This window comes from Streptomyces vietnamensis, assembly GCF_000830005.1.
GTDB lineage: Bacteria > Actinomycetota > Actinomycetes > Streptomycetales > Streptomycetaceae > Streptomyces > Streptomyces vietnamensis.
This window is the reverse complement of the sequence record NZ_CP010407.1, coordinates 2,061,881-2,079,209: the sequence shown is the minus strand read 5'-3', so window position 1 is coordinate 2,079,209 and position 17,329 is coordinate 2,061,881. Positions and strand designations below refer to the sequence as shown.

General features: G+C 74.5%; 12 protein-coding genes. 5 read left to right on the top strand and 7 right to left on the bottom strand.

Translation table 11 applies throughout. The features are described 5' to 3' along the window. Positions 1-159 precede the first annotated feature (159 nt). Positions 160-1,176, top strand: a complete 1,017-nt coding sequence (locus SVTN_RS09145; protein ID WP_041128626.1) for a 1-aminocyclopropane-1-carboxylate deaminase — start codon at positions 160-162, stop codon at positions 1,174-1,176. Between the two features lie 17 nt (positions 1,177-1,193). Here SVTN_RS09145 and SVTN_RS09140 read toward each other — a convergent pair whose 3' ends face one another. Then, positions 1,194-2,435: a TerD family protein gene (locus SVTN_RS09140; protein WP_174518246.1), complete on the bottom strand. Its 1,242-nt coding sequence runs from the start codon at positions 2,433-2,435 to the stop codon at positions 1,194-1,196. Positions 2,436-2,556: 121 nt separating this feature from the next. Here SVTN_RS09140 and SVTN_RS09135 point away from each other — a divergent pair, with 121 nt between their 5' ends. Then, a complete protein-coding gene (locus tag SVTN_RS09135) occupies positions 2,557-3,552 on the top strand; it encodes an AraC family transcriptional regulator (RefSeq protein ID WP_063782246.1) in 996 nt (331 codons plus the stop codon). 204 nt (positions 3,553-3,756) lie between these two features. On the opposite strand, the gene SVTN_RS09130 is transcribed toward SVTN_RS09135, so the two are convergent. Then, positions 3,757-4,566, bottom strand: a complete 810-nt coding sequence (locus SVTN_RS09130) for an NAD-dependent epimerase/dehydratase family protein (protein WP_041128623.1) — start codon at positions 4,564-4,566, stop codon at positions 3,757-3,759. A gap of 173 nt (positions 4,567-4,739) precedes the next feature. Here SVTN_RS09130 and SVTN_RS09125 point away from each other — a divergent pair, with 173 nt between their 5' ends. Beyond that, positions 4,740-5,660 carry a 5-dehydro-4-deoxyglucarate dehydratase gene (locus SVTN_RS09125; protein ID WP_245727480.1) on the top strand — a complete coding sequence of 307 codons (921 nt, stop codon included), beginning with the start codon at positions 4,740-4,742 and terminating at the stop codon, positions 5,658-5,660. A gap of 73 nt (positions 5,661-5,733) precedes the next feature. Here SVTN_RS09125 and SVTN_RS09120 read toward each other — a convergent pair whose 3' ends face one another. Further along, on the bottom strand, positions 5,734-6,438 hold the full coding sequence (locus SVTN_RS09120) for a GntR family transcriptional regulator (protein WP_041128621.1): 705 nt from the start codon (positions 6,436-6,438) through the stop codon (positions 5,734-5,736). A gap of 197 nt (positions 6,439-6,635) precedes the next feature. On the opposite strand from SVTN_RS09120, the gene SVTN_RS43115 reads away from it, so the two are divergent. Both SVTN_RS43115 and SVTN_RS43110 read left to right on the top strand, forming a co-directional pair. After that, positions 6,636-7,913, top strand: coding sequence for an amidohydrolase (locus tag SVTN_RS43115; RefSeq protein ID WP_107072739.1), 1,278 nt, complete (start codon positions 6,636-6,638; stop codon positions 7,911-7,913). Further along, positions 7,910-9,379, top strand: a complete 1,470-nt coding sequence (locus SVTN_RS43110; RefSeq protein ID WP_041128620.1) for an APC family permease — start codon at positions 7,910-7,912, stop codon at positions 9,377-9,379. The genes SVTN_RS43115 and SVTN_RS43110 overlap by 4 nt, the downstream gene beginning before the upstream one ends. A 69-nt stretch (positions 9,380-9,448) precedes the next feature. On the opposite strand, the gene SVTN_RS09105 is transcribed toward SVTN_RS43110, so the two are convergent. From SVTN_RS09105 to SVTN_RS09090, 4 genes are all read right to left on the bottom strand, one after another. Continuing rightward, on the bottom strand, positions 9,449-10,651 hold the full coding sequence (locus SVTN_RS09105) for an amidohydrolase (protein WP_041128619.1): 1,203 nt from the start codon (positions 10,649-10,651) through the stop codon (positions 9,449-9,451). A 253-nt stretch (positions 10,652-10,904) separates the two neighbouring features. Further along, a complete protein-coding gene (locus SVTN_RS09100) occupies positions 10,905-13,697 on the bottom strand; it encodes a SpoIIE family protein phosphatase (RefSeq protein WP_041128618.1) in 2,793 nt (930 codons plus the stop codon). Continuing rightward, positions 13,694-15,760, bottom strand: coding sequence for a SpoIIE family protein phosphatase (locus tag SVTN_RS09095; RefSeq protein WP_041128617.1), 2,067 nt, complete (start codon positions 15,758-15,760; stop codon positions 13,694-13,696). The genes SVTN_RS09100 and SVTN_RS09095 overlap by 4 nt, the downstream gene beginning before the upstream one ends. 312 nt (positions 15,761-16,072) lie before the next feature. Next, positions 16,073-17,299: an MFS transporter gene (locus tag SVTN_RS09090; protein WP_078908263.1), complete on the bottom strand. Its 1,227-nt coding sequence runs from the start codon at positions 17,297-17,299 to the stop codon at positions 16,073-16,075. Between the last annotated feature and the right edge of the window lie 30 nt (positions 17,300-17,329).

Below are 17,329 nucleotides of genomic sequence, written 5' to 3'. Positions count from 1 at the left end.
CCGTGCCCACGGAGCCTGCGCCTACGGAGCCCGTGCCCACGGAGCCTGCGCCTACGGAGCCCGTGCCCACGGAGCCCGTGGCCGTGAAGTCCCCGGCCCCGTAGGGCCGCCGCGCGTCCAGGACCGTCGAACCGTCGCCGTCACCCACCGGGAGCCGCTTTGCCGATCACCGACTTCGACCGCTACCCGCTCCTCTTCGGGCCCTCCCCGGTCCACCCGCTCGAACGGCTCACCCACCACCTCGGCGGCGCCGCCCTCTGGGCCAAGCGCGAGGACTGCAACTCCGGTGTCGCGTACGGCGGGAACAAGACCCGCAAGCTGGAGTACCTGGTCGCCGACGCCCTCGCCCAGGGCTGCGACACCCTCGTCTCCATCGGCGGCGTCCAGTCCAACCACACCCGCCAGGTCGCCGCCGTCGCCGCCCGCGCCGGCCTCAAGTGCGTGCTCGTCCAGGAGAGCTGGGTCGACTGGCCCGACTCCGTCTACGACAAGGTCGGCAACATCCTCATCAGCCGCCTCGCGGGCGCCGACGTGCGCCTGGTGAAGGCGGGCTTCGGCATCGGCTTCAAGGAGAGCTGGGAGCAGGCCCTGCGGGAGGTCGAGGAGGGCGGCGGGAAGCCGTACGCGATCCCCGCCGGCGCCTCCGACCACCGGCTCGGCGGCCTCGGCTTCGTGAACTGGGCCTACGAGGTGGCCGAGCAGGAGCGGGAGCTCGGCGTCTTCTTCGACACCGTCGTCGTCTGCTCGGTGACCGGCTCCACCCAGGCCGGCATGGTCGCGGGCTTCGCCGCGCTCGCCGAGGAGGGCGGCCCGGCCCGCCGGATCATCGGCATCGACGCCTCCGCGAAGCCCGTCCCGACGCACGAGCAGATCACCCGGATCGCCCGGGACACCGCCGCCCTCATCGGCGTCGAGCGCGAGGTGACGGCGGCCGACGTCGAGCTCGACGAGCGCTACCACGCCGGGGTGTACGGCGTCCCGGACGAGGCCACCCTCGACGCGATGCGGCTCGCCGCCCGCACCGAGGGCATGGTCACCGACCCCGTCTACGAGGGGAAGTCGATGGCGGGCCTGGTCGACCTGGTGGACCGGGGAGAGATCGGTCGGGACTCGACCGTGCTCTACGCCCACCTCGGCGGCCAGCCCGCCCTCAACGCCTACAGCGCCCTGTTCTGATCCGGGGGCCCGGCCGCTCAGAGCGCCTGGGCGGCCGGCTTCACCATGCCCCGGACGGTCCGCGACTTCACGAACTCGCCCATCGCCGTCATCTCCCACTCGCCGGAGAACTGCTTGATCAGCTTGGCCATCATCACGCCGGTCTGCGGCTCGGCGGAGGTGAGGTCGAAGCGGACCAGCTCCTCGCCCGTCGCCGCGTCGATCAGCCGGCAGTAGGCCTTGGCGACCTCGGTGAACTTCTGGCCGGAGAAGGAGTTGACCGTGAAGACCAGGCCGGTGGCGTCGGCGGGGAGGCGGCCGAGGTCGACGACGATCACCTCGTCGTCGCCCGCGCCCTCGCCCGTGAGGTTGTCGCCGGAGTGCTTGATCGAGCCGTTCAGGATGGACAGCTTGCCGAAGTAGCAGCTGTCCAGGTGGTTGCGCTGCGGGCCGTACGCGATGACGGAGGCGTCCAGGTCGATGTCCTTGCCCCGGTAGGCGGGCTCCCAGCCGAGGCCCATCTTGACCTGGGAGAGTAGCGGGCGGCCGCCCTTGACCAGGGACACCGTCTGGTTCTTCTGGAGGCTGACCCGGCCCTTGTCGAGGTTGATCTTGCCCGTGGAGGCGGGGGCGGCGGCCGGGGGAGCGGCCGGGGCCGGGGGCACCGGGGCCGCGATGCGCGGGTCCACCGGGGCGACGGGCGGCGCGGGCGGTGCGGGCGGCACCGGCGGGGCGACCGGCACCGGCGGGGCGACGGGGGCCGGGGTGGCGGCGGGCTCGTCGTCCACCGAGATGCCGAAGTCGGTCGCGATGCCGGCGAGCCCGTTCGCGTACCCCTGGCCCACCGCGCGGGCCTTCCACGCGCCGTTGCGCAGATAGATCTCGACGACCACGAGCGCCGTCTCCGTGGCCAGCTGCGGCGGCGTGAACGTGGCGATCACGGTGCCGTCGTCCGCGTTCCGGATGGTGGCCGTGGGCTCGATGCCCTGGAAGGTCTGGCCGGCGGCGTCCGGACTCGCGGTGACGACGATCCTCTCGATGCCGGCGGGGAGGGCGCCGGTGTCCACCAGGATCGCGTCGGGCGCGGCCCCGCCGCCGGAGCGGTAGGTGACACCGGGCCCGGTCGGCTGGTTGTAGAAGATGAAGTCGTCGTCCGAGCGGACCTTGCCGTTGGCGCCGAGCAGCAGGCCCGAGACGTCGAGCCGCACGGGGGCGGCCACGTCCACCGCCACGCGCGCGGCGGTGAGAGGGAGGTTCGAGCCGGGGGTCATAGCGGTCATGCCAGGGGTAACGATCCGGCCCCCTTTGCCGTTCCCTTACCCGCACCCGTTCGGCCTCCCCGGCATGCCGCGCATACCGCCGTTCCCGGTCAGATCCGTCGAATGAATATTCTTTCGGTCCATGGGAGCTGTGGGGGGTGCGGAGGCCGTGGGTGGGAGCTCGTTCCGGACGGGGGACGTGGACGAGGCGCGCGAGGAGCTCGACGCGCGGTACTACGCGAACCGCATGGCCGTCGTCGACCGGGAGCGGCGCCCCTTCGCGGCGCGCTTCGACACCGTGGCGCTCGGGCCGCTGGTCATAGGCGACCTCAGCTGCGGGGCCGACGTCCGGATGAGCTTCGGCGAGCTCGGCGCGTACCACCTCAACGCGCCGCTGAGCGGGACCATGGAGATGCGCCAGGGCGGCGGGTCCACGATCGTCGCGACCCCCACCGAGGCGCTGCTCCTCGACCCGGCGGGGGACACCTTCCTCGACCGCTGGAGCGGGGACTGCCGGACCCTGTCCGTGAAGGTCGGCGCGGCCGAACTGCGCGACCGCCTCGAACAGCTGATGGGCCGGGCGCCGCGCGGGCCGCTCGTCTTCGCGCCCCGCCTGGACATCACCCGCGGCCCCGGCCTGAGCTGGGTGCGCTTCGCCCGCCAGGTCGCCGCCGAGGCGCTCGCGGGGGAAGGGCTCGCCACGCACGAGCTGGTCGCGAGACCTCTGCAGGAGGCGCTGCTCAACGGGCTGCTCCTGGCCGCCGAGCATCCCTGGCGCGAGGCGCTCGCCCACCCGGGCGAGGCGCGGCGCCCGGCCCCGGTCAAGCGCGCGATGGACGCGGTGCGGGAGCGCCCCGAGCACCCGTTCACGAGCACCGAACTGGCGGCCCTGGCCCGGGTGAGCGTGCGCCGACTCCAGGAGTCCTTCCGGGAGTACGTGGGGATGTCGCCGATGGCGTACGTGCGGGAGGTCCGGCTCGACCGGGTCCGCGAGGAGCTGCGGGCGGCGGCGCCGGACGAGGTGAGCGTGAGCGAGGTGGCCTGGCGCTGGGGCTTCGCCCACCAGGGCCGGTTCGCGGCCCGCTACCGGGAGAAGTTCGGCGAGTCGCCGTCCCGGACGCTCCGCGCGGGGCGCTGAGCCCGGGCGTGTGCGCCGGTGCGTGCTCCTGTGCACCAACCCGTCGCGCAATCCGGACAGCTGCCGCGTTCCGCGGCTCGCGATGATCTTCGGCCGGGCCTACGGTGAGCGGGTCAGGTGCGCCAGGGTGCACCGAGGCCCGGGCCCCGGCCGGCTCCCCCGTATCAGTCCGGCCGGGTCCTGCGTACCCCTGTCCGGTCCTGCTCAGTGCGGCCAGCGGGGCGGGTCCACGCAGAAGTGGCCGCCCAGGTAGAGGTCGTCGGCGCTGCCCTCCACCAGGGGGCCCTGCTCGGTGAGGACCTTCTCCGCGTACGCCTCCGAGTCGTCCTCCGGCGCGTAACCGAGCGCCCTGGCCGTGGAGAGGTCCCACCACGCGCGCGTGTTGGCGGACGAGCCGTACACGACCGTGTGGGCCACGTCCTCGGCGGTGAGCGCCGCGTGCAGGAGGCGGGCGCAGTCGCCGGGGCTGAGCCACAGCGAGAGCATCCGTACCGAGGTGGGCTCCGGGTAACAGGAGCCGATGCGGAGGGAGACGGTCTCGATGCCGTGCAGGTCCCAGTAGAGCTGGGCCAGGTCCTCGCCGAAGCACTTGGAGAGGCCGTAGAAGGTGTCGGGGCGGTGCGGGGTGTCGACCGGGATCGGCGGCTCGCCCTCGCGCGGGCGCCGGGTGAAGCCGACCGCGTGGTTGCTGGAGGCGAAGACCACGCGCCGGACGCCCTCCTCGCGGGCGGCCTCGTAGAGGTGGTGGAGGCCGGCGATGTTGGCGGCCATGATCTTCTCGAAGTCGGACTCCAGGGAGATGCCCGCGAGGTGCACGATCGCGTCGACGCCCCGGACCGCCTCGCGCAGCGCCGCGCGGTCCGCGAGGTCGGCGGTGATCGCGTCGGGAGCGCCCGGCACGGGGTTGACGTCCAGCAGGCGGAGCTCGTAGCCGTACGGGGGCAGCAGCTCCCGCATCAGCGTGCCGACGCCTCCGGCGGCGCCGGTGAGCAGGACGGTGCGGGGTGCGGTCATGGAGCGGGTCTCCTCCGTCGAGTGGCGTTCACCTGAGCGGCATTCACATCCGTGGACACGCTAGGAAGGCGTCCGACGGAGCGTCAAGATCCTTGGCTGAACGGCACAATCGCCTTGACCGGCCGATCGGCCTGCTCTAGCGTGCGCAAGGTCAGCGTTCATGTATGTGGGTGATGGTCATACGTATGTACGACGGCCTGTTGTTCTTCCCCGTCACCGCCTTCGCGCCCGACGGCTCCGTCGACCTCGGCACCTTCCGCGCCCATGTCCGCGCCGGCGTCGACGCGGGCGCCGCGGCCGTGTTCGCCTGCTGCGGCACCGGCGAGTTCCACGCCCTCACCCCCGAGGAGTTCCGCGACTGCGTCGCCGCCGCCGTCGAGGAGACCGCGGGACGCGTCCCCGTCGTCGCCGGCACCGGCTACGGCACCGCCCTCGCGATCCGCTACGCGCGCCTCGCCGAGGAGGCCGGCGCCGACGGACTCCTCGCCATGCCCCCGTACCTCGTCGTCCCCGACCAGGCCGGACTGCTCCGCCACTACGCCGAACTCGCCGCCGCCACCCCGCTCGACGTCCTCGTCTACCAGCGGGACAACGCGGTCCTCACCCCCGACACCGCCGTCGCCCTCGCCCGCACCGACGGCGTCATCGGCCTCAAGGACGGCCTCGGCGACCTCGCCCTCATGCAGCGGATCGTCAGCGCCGTCCGCGCCGAGGGGCTCGACCTGCTCTACGTCAACGGTCTGCCGACCGCCGAACTCACCGCCGCCGCCTACCGGGGCATCGGCGTCACCCGCTACTCCTCCGCCGTCTTCTGCTTCGCCCCCGACCTCGCCCTCGCCCACCACCGGGCCCTCGCCTCCGGCGACGACGCCACCGTCGCCCTGCTCGTCGACGGCTTCTACCGGCCGCTCGTCGAACTCCGCTCCCGGGGCCGGGGATACGCCGTCTCGCTCGTCAAGGCCGCGGTGCGGAGGGGCGGTCTGGACGTGGGCGAAGTGCGGCCCCCGCTGAGCGAGCCCGCGCCCGAGCACGTCGACGCGCTCATGCTGCTCGTCGAGCGCGCCAGGGCCCTCCTGGAGCGGCACGGCGCGTGAGACCGGGCCCTCCTGGAGCGGTACGGCGCGTGAGACCGGGTCCTCCTGGAGCAGCGCCGCGCGTGAGGGCGGGTCAGGCCTCCCGGGAGGCGTCCGGCAGCGCCGCGAGCAGCCGCAGCGTCGAGGCGCGGGTGTCGGCGACGTGGGCGCGGGCCAGGGCCTCCGCGCCGTCCTCGTCGTGGTCGCGGACCGCCTCGTAGAGCCGCTCGTGCGCCCCGCACATCGGCTCGCCGTCCGACTGCGCCGAGGTGAGCCGGAAGAGGCGGCGCAGCCGGGAGTCGAGCGGGGCCATCAGGTCCACCAGGAGCGGGTTGCCGGAGAGTTCGACGATCCGGCGGTGGAAGTCGGCGTTGAGCGAGACGGCCTCGCGCAGCCGCCCGGACTCCGCCGCCCTCCTCGCCCGCGCCAGGAGCCGCTCCAGGTCCCGCAACGGGGCGGGGGTCGCGTGCCGGGCGGCGAGCCGCGCGGCCAGGCCCTCCAGGTTCTCCCGTACGTCGAAGAGGTACGCGGCGTCCTCCGGGCCGAACTCCGCCACCACCGACCCCCGGCGCGGCTGCACCGAGAGGAAGCCCTCCGACTCCAGGCGCTGCATCGCCTCGCGCACCGGCACCCGGGAGACCCGCAGCTCGTCGGCGATCTCCCGCTCCACGAGCCGCAGCCCCGCCGGGTAGTCGCCCTCGATGATCCGCTCGCGCAGCTCCACGTACACCCGCTCCCGCAGGGACAGGTGGGTGTCCCCGATGGCGGTGCTGCGGGCGGCGGGGCGGGGGGTGGTCATCGGGAGGGCTCCAGTCGGGAGGGGGAGGTGCTGCTTCCCCGATCTTCGCAGACGGGTTCACGGAGGTCCCGAAGTGAGGGCCCCCAGGCCATTGCCTGGTATTCGGTATACCAGTTACCTTTGCGCCGCGCCGCGGTCACCAGGGGGATCCGGCGCACGCCCCTGCGACTCGTACATACCTTCGCGAAGGAGACACCATGAGCGAGGCCTCCGCCCCGCCCAGGCCCACCGCCCTCCTCGGGGCCACCCTCCCCGACGGCCGCACCGCCGACGTCCACCTGGCGGACGGCAGGGTGAGCACCGTCGAGCCGCACGTCCCGGGCCGTCCCGCCCGGCCCGGCGCGCTCGACCTCGGCGGCGCCCTGCTGCTGCCCGCCCTCGTCGACGGCCACGCCCACCTCGACAAGACCCTCCTCGGCGCCCCGTGGCGCCCGCACCGGGCCACCGTCACCCTGCAGGAGCAGATCGAGGCCGAGCGCGAGTCCCGCCACACCGAGGAGGTGCCCGTCGCCGAACGGGCCGCCGCCCTCGCCCGCCGGATGGTCTCCCTCGGCACCGGACACGTCCGCTCCCACGTCGACGTCGACCCCGACACCGGCCTCGACCACCTGCACGCCCTCCTCGACGTCCGCGAGAAGTTCCGCGACCGGCTCGGCATCCAGCTCGTCGCCTTCCCGCAGTCCGGGGTCGTCGCCGCGCCCGGCGTCGCCGACCTCCTCGACGCCGCCCTCGCCGACGGCGCCGATCTCGTCGGCGGCCTCGACCCCGTGGGCTTCGACGGCGACCCCGACGGGCAGCTCGACATCGTCTTCGGCCTCGCCGAGCGCCACGGCAAGGGCATCGACCTGCACCTCCACGACGGCGGCGAGACCGGCACCGCCCAGCTGCGGGACATCGCCGCCCGCACCGCCGCCCTCGGCCTCGGCGGCAAGGTCGCCGTCAGCCACGCCTACGCCCTCGGCGCCGTCGACGACGCCGAACTCGACCGCACCGCCACCGCCCTCGCCGCCGCCGGGGTCGCGATCATGACCAACGGCCCGAGCGGCCCCGTGCCGCCCGTCCTCCGGCTGCGCGAGCACGGCGTCCGGGTCTTCGCGGGCTCCGACAACATCCGCGACACCTGGTGGCCCTACGGCACCGCCGACATGCTCGAACGCGCCACGATCATCGGCCTCAGGACCGGGCTCATGACCGACCCCGAACTGTCCGTCGCCGCCTCCCTCGTCACGGGCGAGGCCGCCGCCGCGCTCGGCCTCACCGACTACGGCATCGCCCCCGGCGCCCGCGCCGACCTCGTCGCGGTCGCCGCAGGATCCGTCCCCGAGGCCGTCGCCGCCCACCCCCGCAGACTGCTCGTGCTGCACGCCGGAAAGGTCGTCGGCCCCTTCGCCGACGACACCTACCCGGCGCTCGTCCCGTCCGCCGTCCCGTCCGTCGTTCCGTCCGCCGTCCCGTCCGCCGGAGGAGCCGCGTGACCACCGACGCCACCTCCCGTACGGCTCCGAAGACCCCGGAGGCGGCGGGGAAGCTCGCCGCCGGCCGCATCGGCACCTTCGACCTCGTCTTCTTCGTCGTGGCCGCCGCCGCGCCGCTCACCGTCCTCGCCGGCGTCGCCCCCTTCGCCATCGGCATCGGCGGCCCCGGCGCCCCGCTCGCCTACCTCGTCTCCGGCGTCCTGCTCGCCCTCTTCGCCGCCGGGTTCACCGCGATGAGCCTGCACGTCCGCAACGCGGGGGCCTTCTACGCGTACGTCGCCCGCGGCCTCGGCCGCACCCTCGGCGTCGGCACCGCCTACGTCGCCGTCGTCTCGTACAACCTCGTCACCCCCGGCGTCGCCGCAGCCTTCGGCTACTTCGCCGCCGGATCCGTACGGGACGCCACCGGCACCGACGTGCCCTGGTGGCTGCTCTCCGGGCTCTGCGTCCTCGCCGTCGGCGTGCTCGGCTGGCTGAAGGTCACGCTCAGCGCCAAGGTCCTCGGCGTCGCCCTGGTCCTGGAGGTCCTCTCGCTCGTCGTCATGGACGGCGGCATCCTCGGCGAGCGCGGCACCGCCGCCCTCGACACCGCCTCCTTCGCCCCCTCCACCCTCGCCGCCGGCGGCGTTGCGGGCATGTTCGTCCTGGTCATCGGCGCCTTCACCGGCTTCGAGGCCACCGCGATCTTCGCCGAGGAGGTGCGCGACCCCCGCAAGACCGTGCCCCGGGCGACCTTCATCGCGATCGGCTTCCTCGCCGTCTTCTACTCCCTCGGCTGCTGGCTGATCATGGGCGCCTTCGGCACCGACAGGTCCGTGGAGCTCGCCCGCGCCGCCGACGGACCGGAGCTCACCTTCAAGGCCGCCGAGCTCTACGCGGGCGCGTGGCTGGCGGACGCCATGCACGGGCTCATCATCGTCAGCGCCTTCGCCGCCACGCTCGCCTTCCACAACGCCGGAGCCCGCTACCTGTACGCCCTCGGCCGCGAGGGCCTGCTGCCCCGCCGCCTCGGCACGGTCTCCGGGAAGCACGGCTCGCCCGGCGGCGCCGTCATCGCCCAGACCGGCTTCAACCTGGTCATCGTCCTCGCCGGGGCGCTGCTCGCCGCCGACCCGTACGGCGAGGTCTTCCTGTGGACCAACAGCGTCGGCGTCCTCGGCATCATGGGCATGCAGGCCCTCGCCGCCCTCGCCGTCTGGGCCTACTTCCGGCGCGACCGGATGGGCCTCTCGGCCGCCCGGGTCGTCTGGGCGCCGCTGGTCTCCTGCGCCGGCCTCGCCCTGCTCACCGCGCTCGCCGTGGTCCACTTCGACCTGCTCACCGGCCGCACCGGCGCCGTGAACACGGCCCTCCTGGTGCCGCTGCCCGTGGTCCTGGCGGCCGGTCTGTTCGTGGCCCTCCGCATCCGGCGCACGGACCCGGAGCGGTACGCCTCGCTCACGACGGTGGACGTGGAGCGGGACTGAGTACGGGTACGTGTACGGGTACGGGGCGGGGGACCGGCCCCCCGCCCCGTACCCGTACTCCTCGATGCCTCAGACCAGGCGGCCGTCCCGCGCCACCACCCGGCCCGCCCGGACCACCAGGTCACGGCGGGGCAGGTCCACCACCGCCTGCGGCAGGCACTCGCCGTCGACGAGCATGAAGTCGGCGGGGGAGCCCGGCCGCAGGTCCGCCCTCGGCAGACCGAGCAGCTCCGCGCCCCCGTCGGCGGCGAGCCGGAAGCAGCCCTCCAGCTCCTCGTCGAGACGGGCGTCCAGGGCCCAGGCGGCGAGCCAGGAGCGGTGCAGCATGTCCCCGTTCCCGAACGGGCTCCAGCTGTCCCGGACCCCGTCCGAGCCGAGACCGACCGTCACCCCGCGCTCAGCGAGCCGCCGGAACGGCAGGATCGTCGTCGCGGACAGCGCGACCGTGGTGAGCGAGACGCCCGCCTCCGCGAGCAGGTCCGCCGTCTCGTCGAGCTCCCCGCCGGAGAGCGCGGCGACCGCGAAGGCGTGCCCCACGTTCACCCGGCCCTGCAGGCCGAGGGCGCGGGTACGGGCGGCGATGTCCCGCAGCGGCGCGAGGCCCTGCTCGCCCCGGTCGTGGAGGTGGATGTCGAGCCCGAGGCCGTGCTTCTCGGCGAGCCCGAAGACCGTGCCCAGCTGGTCGCCCTCCTGGCCGCCGTCCGCGTCGAACCCGGCCGGGTCGATGCCGCCGATGTGGGTGACGAGCCCGCTCGCGGCGGCCTCCGCCAGGAGCTCGGCCACCCCCGGGGTCCGGACCACCCCGTGCTGAGGGAAGGCGACCAGCTCCACGTCGACGATCCCGGCGAGCTTCCGGGCGGCCTCGGCGACCCCCTCGATCCCGGAGAGCCCGTACGCCGGGGCCACGTCCGCGTGGGCCCGCATCGCGCGCGTGCCCTGGGCGGCGGCGTGCGACATGAGGCGCAGGGCCCGCTCGGCCACCGGGGTCGGCAGGGCGCGGGCCAGCTCCACGTCACCGGCGACGTACTCGGCGATGCCGTGTGCGGGGCGGCGGCTGTGCCAGGGCTCGCCCCAGGAGGTCTTGTCGGGGTGGATGTGCGCGTCGACCAGGGTCGGGAGCGCGAGTCGGCCGGCGCCGTCGATTCGTTCGACCTCGGCGCCTTCCGGGACCCCCGCGACGAGCTCGCCGTCCACGGCGATCAGGTCCTGGGTCTGTCCCCCGAAGGGGCGGACGTCGTGGAACAGGGTGGCGGTGCGGGGCGGCGGGGTCACGGCGGGGGCTCCTCGGGTACGGGGTCAGCTGACGCTCCATTTGGTATACCACGCACAGTGTGGTGCGGGTTCAGGCCCGGAAGCCTCTGGCGCCGGCAAAGGGCGCCGTCCGTTGTGCCCACCCTCCCCCAAGCTCTCGGCTTCGCTCGAGCAGGGGGGACCCCCTTGCCCCAGCGGAACGATTGCCCACAACGGGGTGGGCACCGCCCGGCGGAACGCATGCCCACAACGGGGTGGGCGCAGGCCCGCGACGTCACCAGGCCAGGTCCTCCAAGGCGTCCAGGTCCGGTACCGCCATTGCCACCGGTTCCGAGCCGTCCGCGCCCACCTTCAGTTCCGCCCAGATCGTCTTGCCGCGTCGGGCGTACCGCGTGCCCCAGCGCTCCGCGTACTGGGCGACCAGATAAAGGCCGCGCCCGCCCTCGTCCGTCGTCGCCGCGTGCCGCAGGTGCGGTGAGGTGCTGCTGCCGTCCGAGACCTCGCAGATCAGCGTCCGGTCGTGCAGGAGCCGTACGCGCACCGGGTCGGCCCCGTACCGCACCGCGTTCGTGATCAGCTCGCTGAGGATCAGCTCCGCCGTGAACGCGAGCCCGTCGAGCCCCCACTCCGACAGCTTCGCCGCCGCCGCGTTCCGTACCGGCGACACCGCCGACGGGTCCCGGGGCACCTCCCACTCGGCGATCCGGTCCCGGTCGAGCAGCCGGGTCTGCGCCACGAGCAGCGCGATGTCGTCCCGCTGCGTCGGGGAGAGGAGCGTCGAGAGCACGTCCGCGCAGGTCTGCTCCGGGCTCCGGTCCGGCTGGGCGAGCGTCGACCGCAGCATCCCGAGGCCCGTGTCGATGTCCCGCCCGTGGTCCTCCAGGAGCCCGTCCGTGAACAGGACCAGCTTGCTGCCCTCCGGCAGCCGCAGCTCCGTCGACTCGAACGGCACGTCGCCCAGACCGAGCCCGAGCGGCAGCCCCGGCGACAGCTCGGGGAACTCCACCCGCCCGTCGGGACCCACGAGCGCCGGACCCGGATGCCCCGCGCTCGCCAGCTGGCACAGACCGGACGCCGGGTCGTAGATCGCGTACAGACAGGTCGCGCCGATGATGCCCTCGTCCCGCCGCCGCGCCTCGCCGTTCGCCTCCTCCACCTCCCGGTCCTCGATCCGGCCCGTCAGCTCGTCGAGATGGCCGAGGAGCTCGTCCGGCGGCACGTCCAGGGTCGAGAAGTTGTGCACCGCCGTCCGCAGCCGCCCCATCGTCGCCGCCGCGTGCAGCCCGTGCCCCACCACGTCCCCGACCACGAGCGCCACCCGCGCCCCCGGCAGCGGGATCACGTCGAACCAGTCGCCGCCGACCCCGGCCTTCGCCGGGAGGTAGCGGTACGCCACCTCCACCGCGCTCTGCTCGGGCAGCACCCTCGGCAGCAGGCTCCGCTGGAGCGTCACCGCCATCGCGTGCTCCCGGGTGAACCGGCGCGCGTTGTCGATCGCGACCGCCGCCCGTGCCGCCAGCTCCTCCGCGAACGACAGGTCCTCCTCCCCGAACGGCTCCGGCGTGTCCGCCCGCCAGAAGTTCGCCATCCCGAGGACCACCCCACGGGCGAGCAGCGGCACCGTGAGCAGCGAGTGCATCCCGTACGCGAGGGCCTGCGCCGCCCCCTCCGGATCCTGCGCCCGCCAGCCCTCCGCCCCGGCCAGCTCCGGCTCCACCACCGCGTACCCCGCGTTCAGAGCCTTCGCCATCGGGGTGCTGCGGACGTCGAAGTGGATCGTGTCCCCGACCGGCTGCAGGGGCTGGTCCGGCCGCAGCCCGCTCAGCGCCGTCCGCCGCATCTCCGTGGACGCGGCCACGTCCTCCGGCGGCTCCTCCCCGCGCAGCACCGGTTCGAGCAGCTCCACCGTCGCGAAGTCCGCGAACCGTGGCACCGCCACCTCCGCCAGCTCCTCCGCCGTCCGTACGACCTCCAGCGTCGTCCCGATCCGCACCCCCGCCTCGTACAGCAGCTGGAGCCGGCCGCGGGCCACCGCCGCCCGGCCGGTCACGGCCGCCAGCTCGGTGGTGTCCCGCATCGTCATCACGCACCCGGACTCCGAGCCGTGCTGCAGGGTGGGCCGCACGCTCACCGCGAGCAGCCGGTCGCCCGCCCGGTGCACCTCGTCCGTCGCCGCCCGCCCCGACTCCAGGAGCTCGACCGTACGGGGATCGAGACCCAGCTCCGAGACGTGCTGCCGCTCCGCCTCCGCCGTCAGGCCGAGCAGCCGGCGAGCCTCGTCGTTGGCGAGCAGCAGCCGGTGGTCGGGGCCCACGATCAGGACCCCTTCCCGCACGGCGTGCAGCACCGCCTCGTGGTGCTCCTTCATCCGGGTCATCTCCGCCGGCCCGAGCCCGTGGGTCTGCCGCCGCAGCCGCCCGCTCACCAGGGCCGCCCCGCCCACGGCGACCGCCAGGGCGCCGCCCGCCGCGCCGACGAGCAGCGGCAGCCGCTTCTGCACCGACTGCGAGATGCTCTCCACCTCGATGCCGCTGCTGACCAGGCCGACGATCCGGCCCTTCGCGTCCACCACCGGGACCACGGCCCGCACGGCGTCGTTCGGCGCGCCCCGGAACAGCTCCGTGTACGACTCGCCGTCCACCGCCGCCCGCGAGAGGTCACCCTTCGCCTTCTGACCGATCAGCGCCGGATCCGAGTCGGTGTACCGCACCCCGGAGGGGCTCAGGACCGCGATGAAGTCCACGCCCGTGGCCAGCCGGGTCGCCTCCGCCCGGTTCTGGAGTTCCGCCGTCGGATCGGGCGAGGTCAGCGCCGCGTCGATGCCGGGCGCGTGCGCGAAGCCCTCCGCGACCGCGAGCGAGCGGATCCGGGCGTCCCGCTCGGTGTCCCGCCGCTCCTGCTGGAACGTCACGAACGCCGCCACCGCGATCACCAGGAGCGCGATCAGCGCCTCCAGGGCGAACACCTGCCCGGCGACGCTCCGCAGCCCCGTCCGCCGGCCCTTCCCTTTCGGGTGCGCCTGCCCCCGTTCCTGCCCCCGCCTCGTTCCCCGGTACCTGGCCGTCATCCCGTGCTCCGGGCGATCAGGAGCGCCACGTCGTCCGGCGCGCCCGGCCGACGCAGCGCCCGCAGGAGCAGGTCGCAGGTCTCCTCGAGGGGCCCGCGGGCCTCGTCGAGGAGGCGTACGAGCAGGGCGAGCCGATCGTCGATCGCCTCGGTACGGGTCTCGATCAGACCGTCCGTGTAGAGCACCAGACGGTCCCCGGGCCGGAACGGCACCCGCGCCGTCCGGAAGATGCCGCCGCCGACCCCCAGGGGCACCCCCGTGGAGAGCCGCACCAGCTCCGCCGGCCCGTCCACCGGGACCCGGACGGGCGGCAGATGGCCCGCGTTCGCGATCCGGCACCGCTGCCGCACCGGGTCGTGCACGGCGAACAGACAGGTCGCGATGTAGTGCTCCAGGCCCGCCGTGATCCGGTCCAGATGCCGCAGGACCTGCGCGGGGGACAGGTCGAGGTCGGCGAACGCGCAGGTCGCCGTCCGCAGCCGGCCCATCGTCGCCGCCGCGTCGATCCCGCTGCCCATCACGTCCCCGACGACCAGCGCCGTCTTGTCGTCGGGCAGCGCGATCACGTCGTACCAGTCGCCGCCGACCTCGCTCGACGCGTACGCCGGCTGGTAGCGGGCGGCGACCTCCAGGCCCGCCCGCTCCGGGGGAGACCCCGGCAGCAGACTGCGCTGGAGCGTCACCGCCGAGTTCCGCACGCTCTGGTACCAGCGCGCGTTGTCGATGCTGACGGCCGCGCGCGCCGCGAGCTCCGTCGCGAGCAGCACGTCGTCCCCGTCGAACGGCAGCGCGTTGCGGTCCCGCTTGAGGTCGAGCGCGCCGAGCACCTCGCCGCGCGCGATCAGCGGCACCGCCAGGTACGAGTGGACCCCGGCCCGCGCGAGCAGCTCGGCGGCCTCGGAGTTCCGCGCGATCCGCGCCAGGTCGCCGGGGCCCACGTGCTCCACCAGGACCGGCAGACCGGTGTGCACGCACCGGGTGACCAGCCGGTCCGCGCCGTACATCGCGACTTCCCCGGGCGGGTCCGCCGCCGGCAGCGCCTCCGTGCTGCCCTCCGCCTTCACCGCGAGCGCGCGGAACAGCTCGGGCCCCTCCTCGGGCGCGCCCGGCCTGCGCACCGCCAGGACGGAGTCGAGGACGTCGACGGCGGCGATGTCCGCGAGCGCCGGCACCACGACCGAGGCCAGCTCGTCGGCCGTCCGCTCCACCTCCAGGGTGGTGCCCACCCGGGCCGAGGCGTCCGCGATGAGCGCGAGCCGCCGCCGGGACCGGTCGGCGGCCGCGTCCGCCAGATGCCGCTCGGTCACGTCGATCACCGAGGCCGCGACGCCCAGGATGCGGCCCTCGGAACCCTCCAGGCGGTAGAGGGAGACCGTCCAGGCGTGGTCGTGGTCCGGGTCCGCGGGCGTCCGCCCCACCGTGGGGTGGTCGAGCAGCGGCGTCCCCGTGCTGAGCACCGTGCGCAGCGCGGAGTCGAGCGTCACGGCGTCGAGCATCGGCAGCATGTCGCCGATCCGCCGTCCGAGGTGCTCCGCGGCCGGGATGCCGTTGATCCGCTCCAGGGCCGGGTTCACCAGGACGTACCGCAGCTCGGTGTCGAGGACGGCGAGGCCGATCGGCGACTGGGAGACCAGCCGGTCCGAGAGCGCGAGCTCGGTCTCGATCCGCTCGACGGCGGCGGCGTCGGCGGCGATCCCCAGGGCGTAGAGGTCGCCCAGGTCGTCGGTGAGCCGCATGTTGCGGAACTCCACCCGCCGGGTGGAGCCGTCCTTGTGCCGTACGGGGAAGGTGCCCGCCCAGGCCGTGCCGCCGCGCAGCACCTCGCCGAAGAGGCGCATCGCCTCCTCGCGGTGGTCCTCGTCGACGATCAGCCGGGCCACGTACTGCCCGAGGGCCTCGTCGGCGCGGAACCCGAAGAGGGTCTCCGCCTGGGGGCTCCACAGCACGATGCGGCCGCGGGCGTCGATGACGACGGCGGCGACGCCGAGCACGTCGAGGAGTCCCTTGCCGTCCAGGGGCACACCGGCCCGCCCCGTCGTCCCAGGGAAGGATCCGGCCGTCACCCTGCCCTCCTCCCACTGCGCCCGCGCGCCTCCCTCCATGCTCCCCGCCCACTGCCCGCCCCGCTCGTTATGGCCCCGCACCCGGCTGAGCGCCGCCCCCGCCCCGCGCGGGCCGCGCCCGCGCCCGTGTGGGGCCCGCACTCGGCTGGGCGGTGCCCCCCCGCCCGTTGTGGGCGCCTCGTGCCGCCCCCGTTGTGGGCAATCGTTCCGCTGGGGCGGAACGGGTGGGCACAACGGGCCCGCGCCCTGCCGGCGCCAGAGGCTTCCGCGCCTGAGCCCGCACCACGTCGTGCGGCGCCGTTGGGGTGCGGGTCAGGGAGCAGGGGGCGGAGGCGCCGCCGAGGGCGCCGTCCCGTGTGCCCACCCGTCCCGCCCTGCGGGACGATTGCCCACACGGAAGCCGAGGCCCGCCGCCCAGGCGACGCCCGCCAGCGCCAGCAGCGGGAGCAGTACCCGGGCGTCCGTCACCGCGACCAGCCCCGCGCCGAGCGCGATCGCCAGTGCGTTCGGCGCCATGACCAGGGTGTTCGCGGTCGCCGCCACCCGGCCGACGGCCTCCGGCGGGGCCTCCTTCTGGACCGCCGTCATCACCGCGATCAGGACCCACGGCATCCCCAGGCCGATCATCGCGCTCGCCGCCAGGGCCGTCGCCTCGTACGGCAGCGCTCCCCGTACCCCCACCGCCACCGCGAACAGCGCCAGGCCGACGGCGGCGAGGGTCCGCTCCGGGATCCGGCGGAGCAGCGGGCCCGAGACCAGGCCCGCGAGGACCGAGCCCACGCCCTGGACCGCGTACAGGACACCGACGTACGCGGGCGCGTGCCCGAGCCCCTCGTCCACGACGGCGTAGATCGCGGCGCCGTTCACCCCGGCGAGCAGCATCGTGAACGCGCCCGTCGCCACCAGCGGCCGCAGCGGGCGCGAGGCCCGGAGGAGCCGTACGCCCTCGGCCGTCTCGCGCCACCAGTTCCGGGACTCCGGCCGGGCGGGAGGCGCCTCCCGGACCGGCATCAGCGCGAACACGCCGGCCGCGACCGCGAAGGTCACCGCGTCCAGGAGGGCGACGGGCCCGCCGCCGTACGCGGCGAAGAGCCCCGCCGCGACCAGCGGGGCGATCAGCTTCATCGACTCGTTCGCCGTCATCCGCAGCCCGTTGAACGTGCCGAGCCGGTCCTCGTCGACCACGTTCGCCATCAGGGCCTGCTCCGCCGCGTCGTGGACGGAGCCCTGCGCCCCGTAGAGGACGAGGACCGCGAAGAGCAGCCACACCCGGTCCGCCGACTCCACCCACAGCAGGAGCGGCAGCAGGCACGCCATCGCCAGGTTCAGGACGACCATGAGCGGTCTGCGCCGCACCCGGTCGGCGAGCGTGCCGAGCAGCGGCCCGAGGAGCACGGGCGCCCACAGGGCGAAGGAGGCCAGGGCCGCCAGGCTGTCCGAGCCCGTGAGCGACTTGACCCAGATCCCGGAGACCAGCCACATCGCCGTCGTGCCGAATCCGGAGACGACGACACCTGTCAGATACCAATACCAACGCATGGCCGAAGGCTGGCGTCTGAGGCGGTCCGC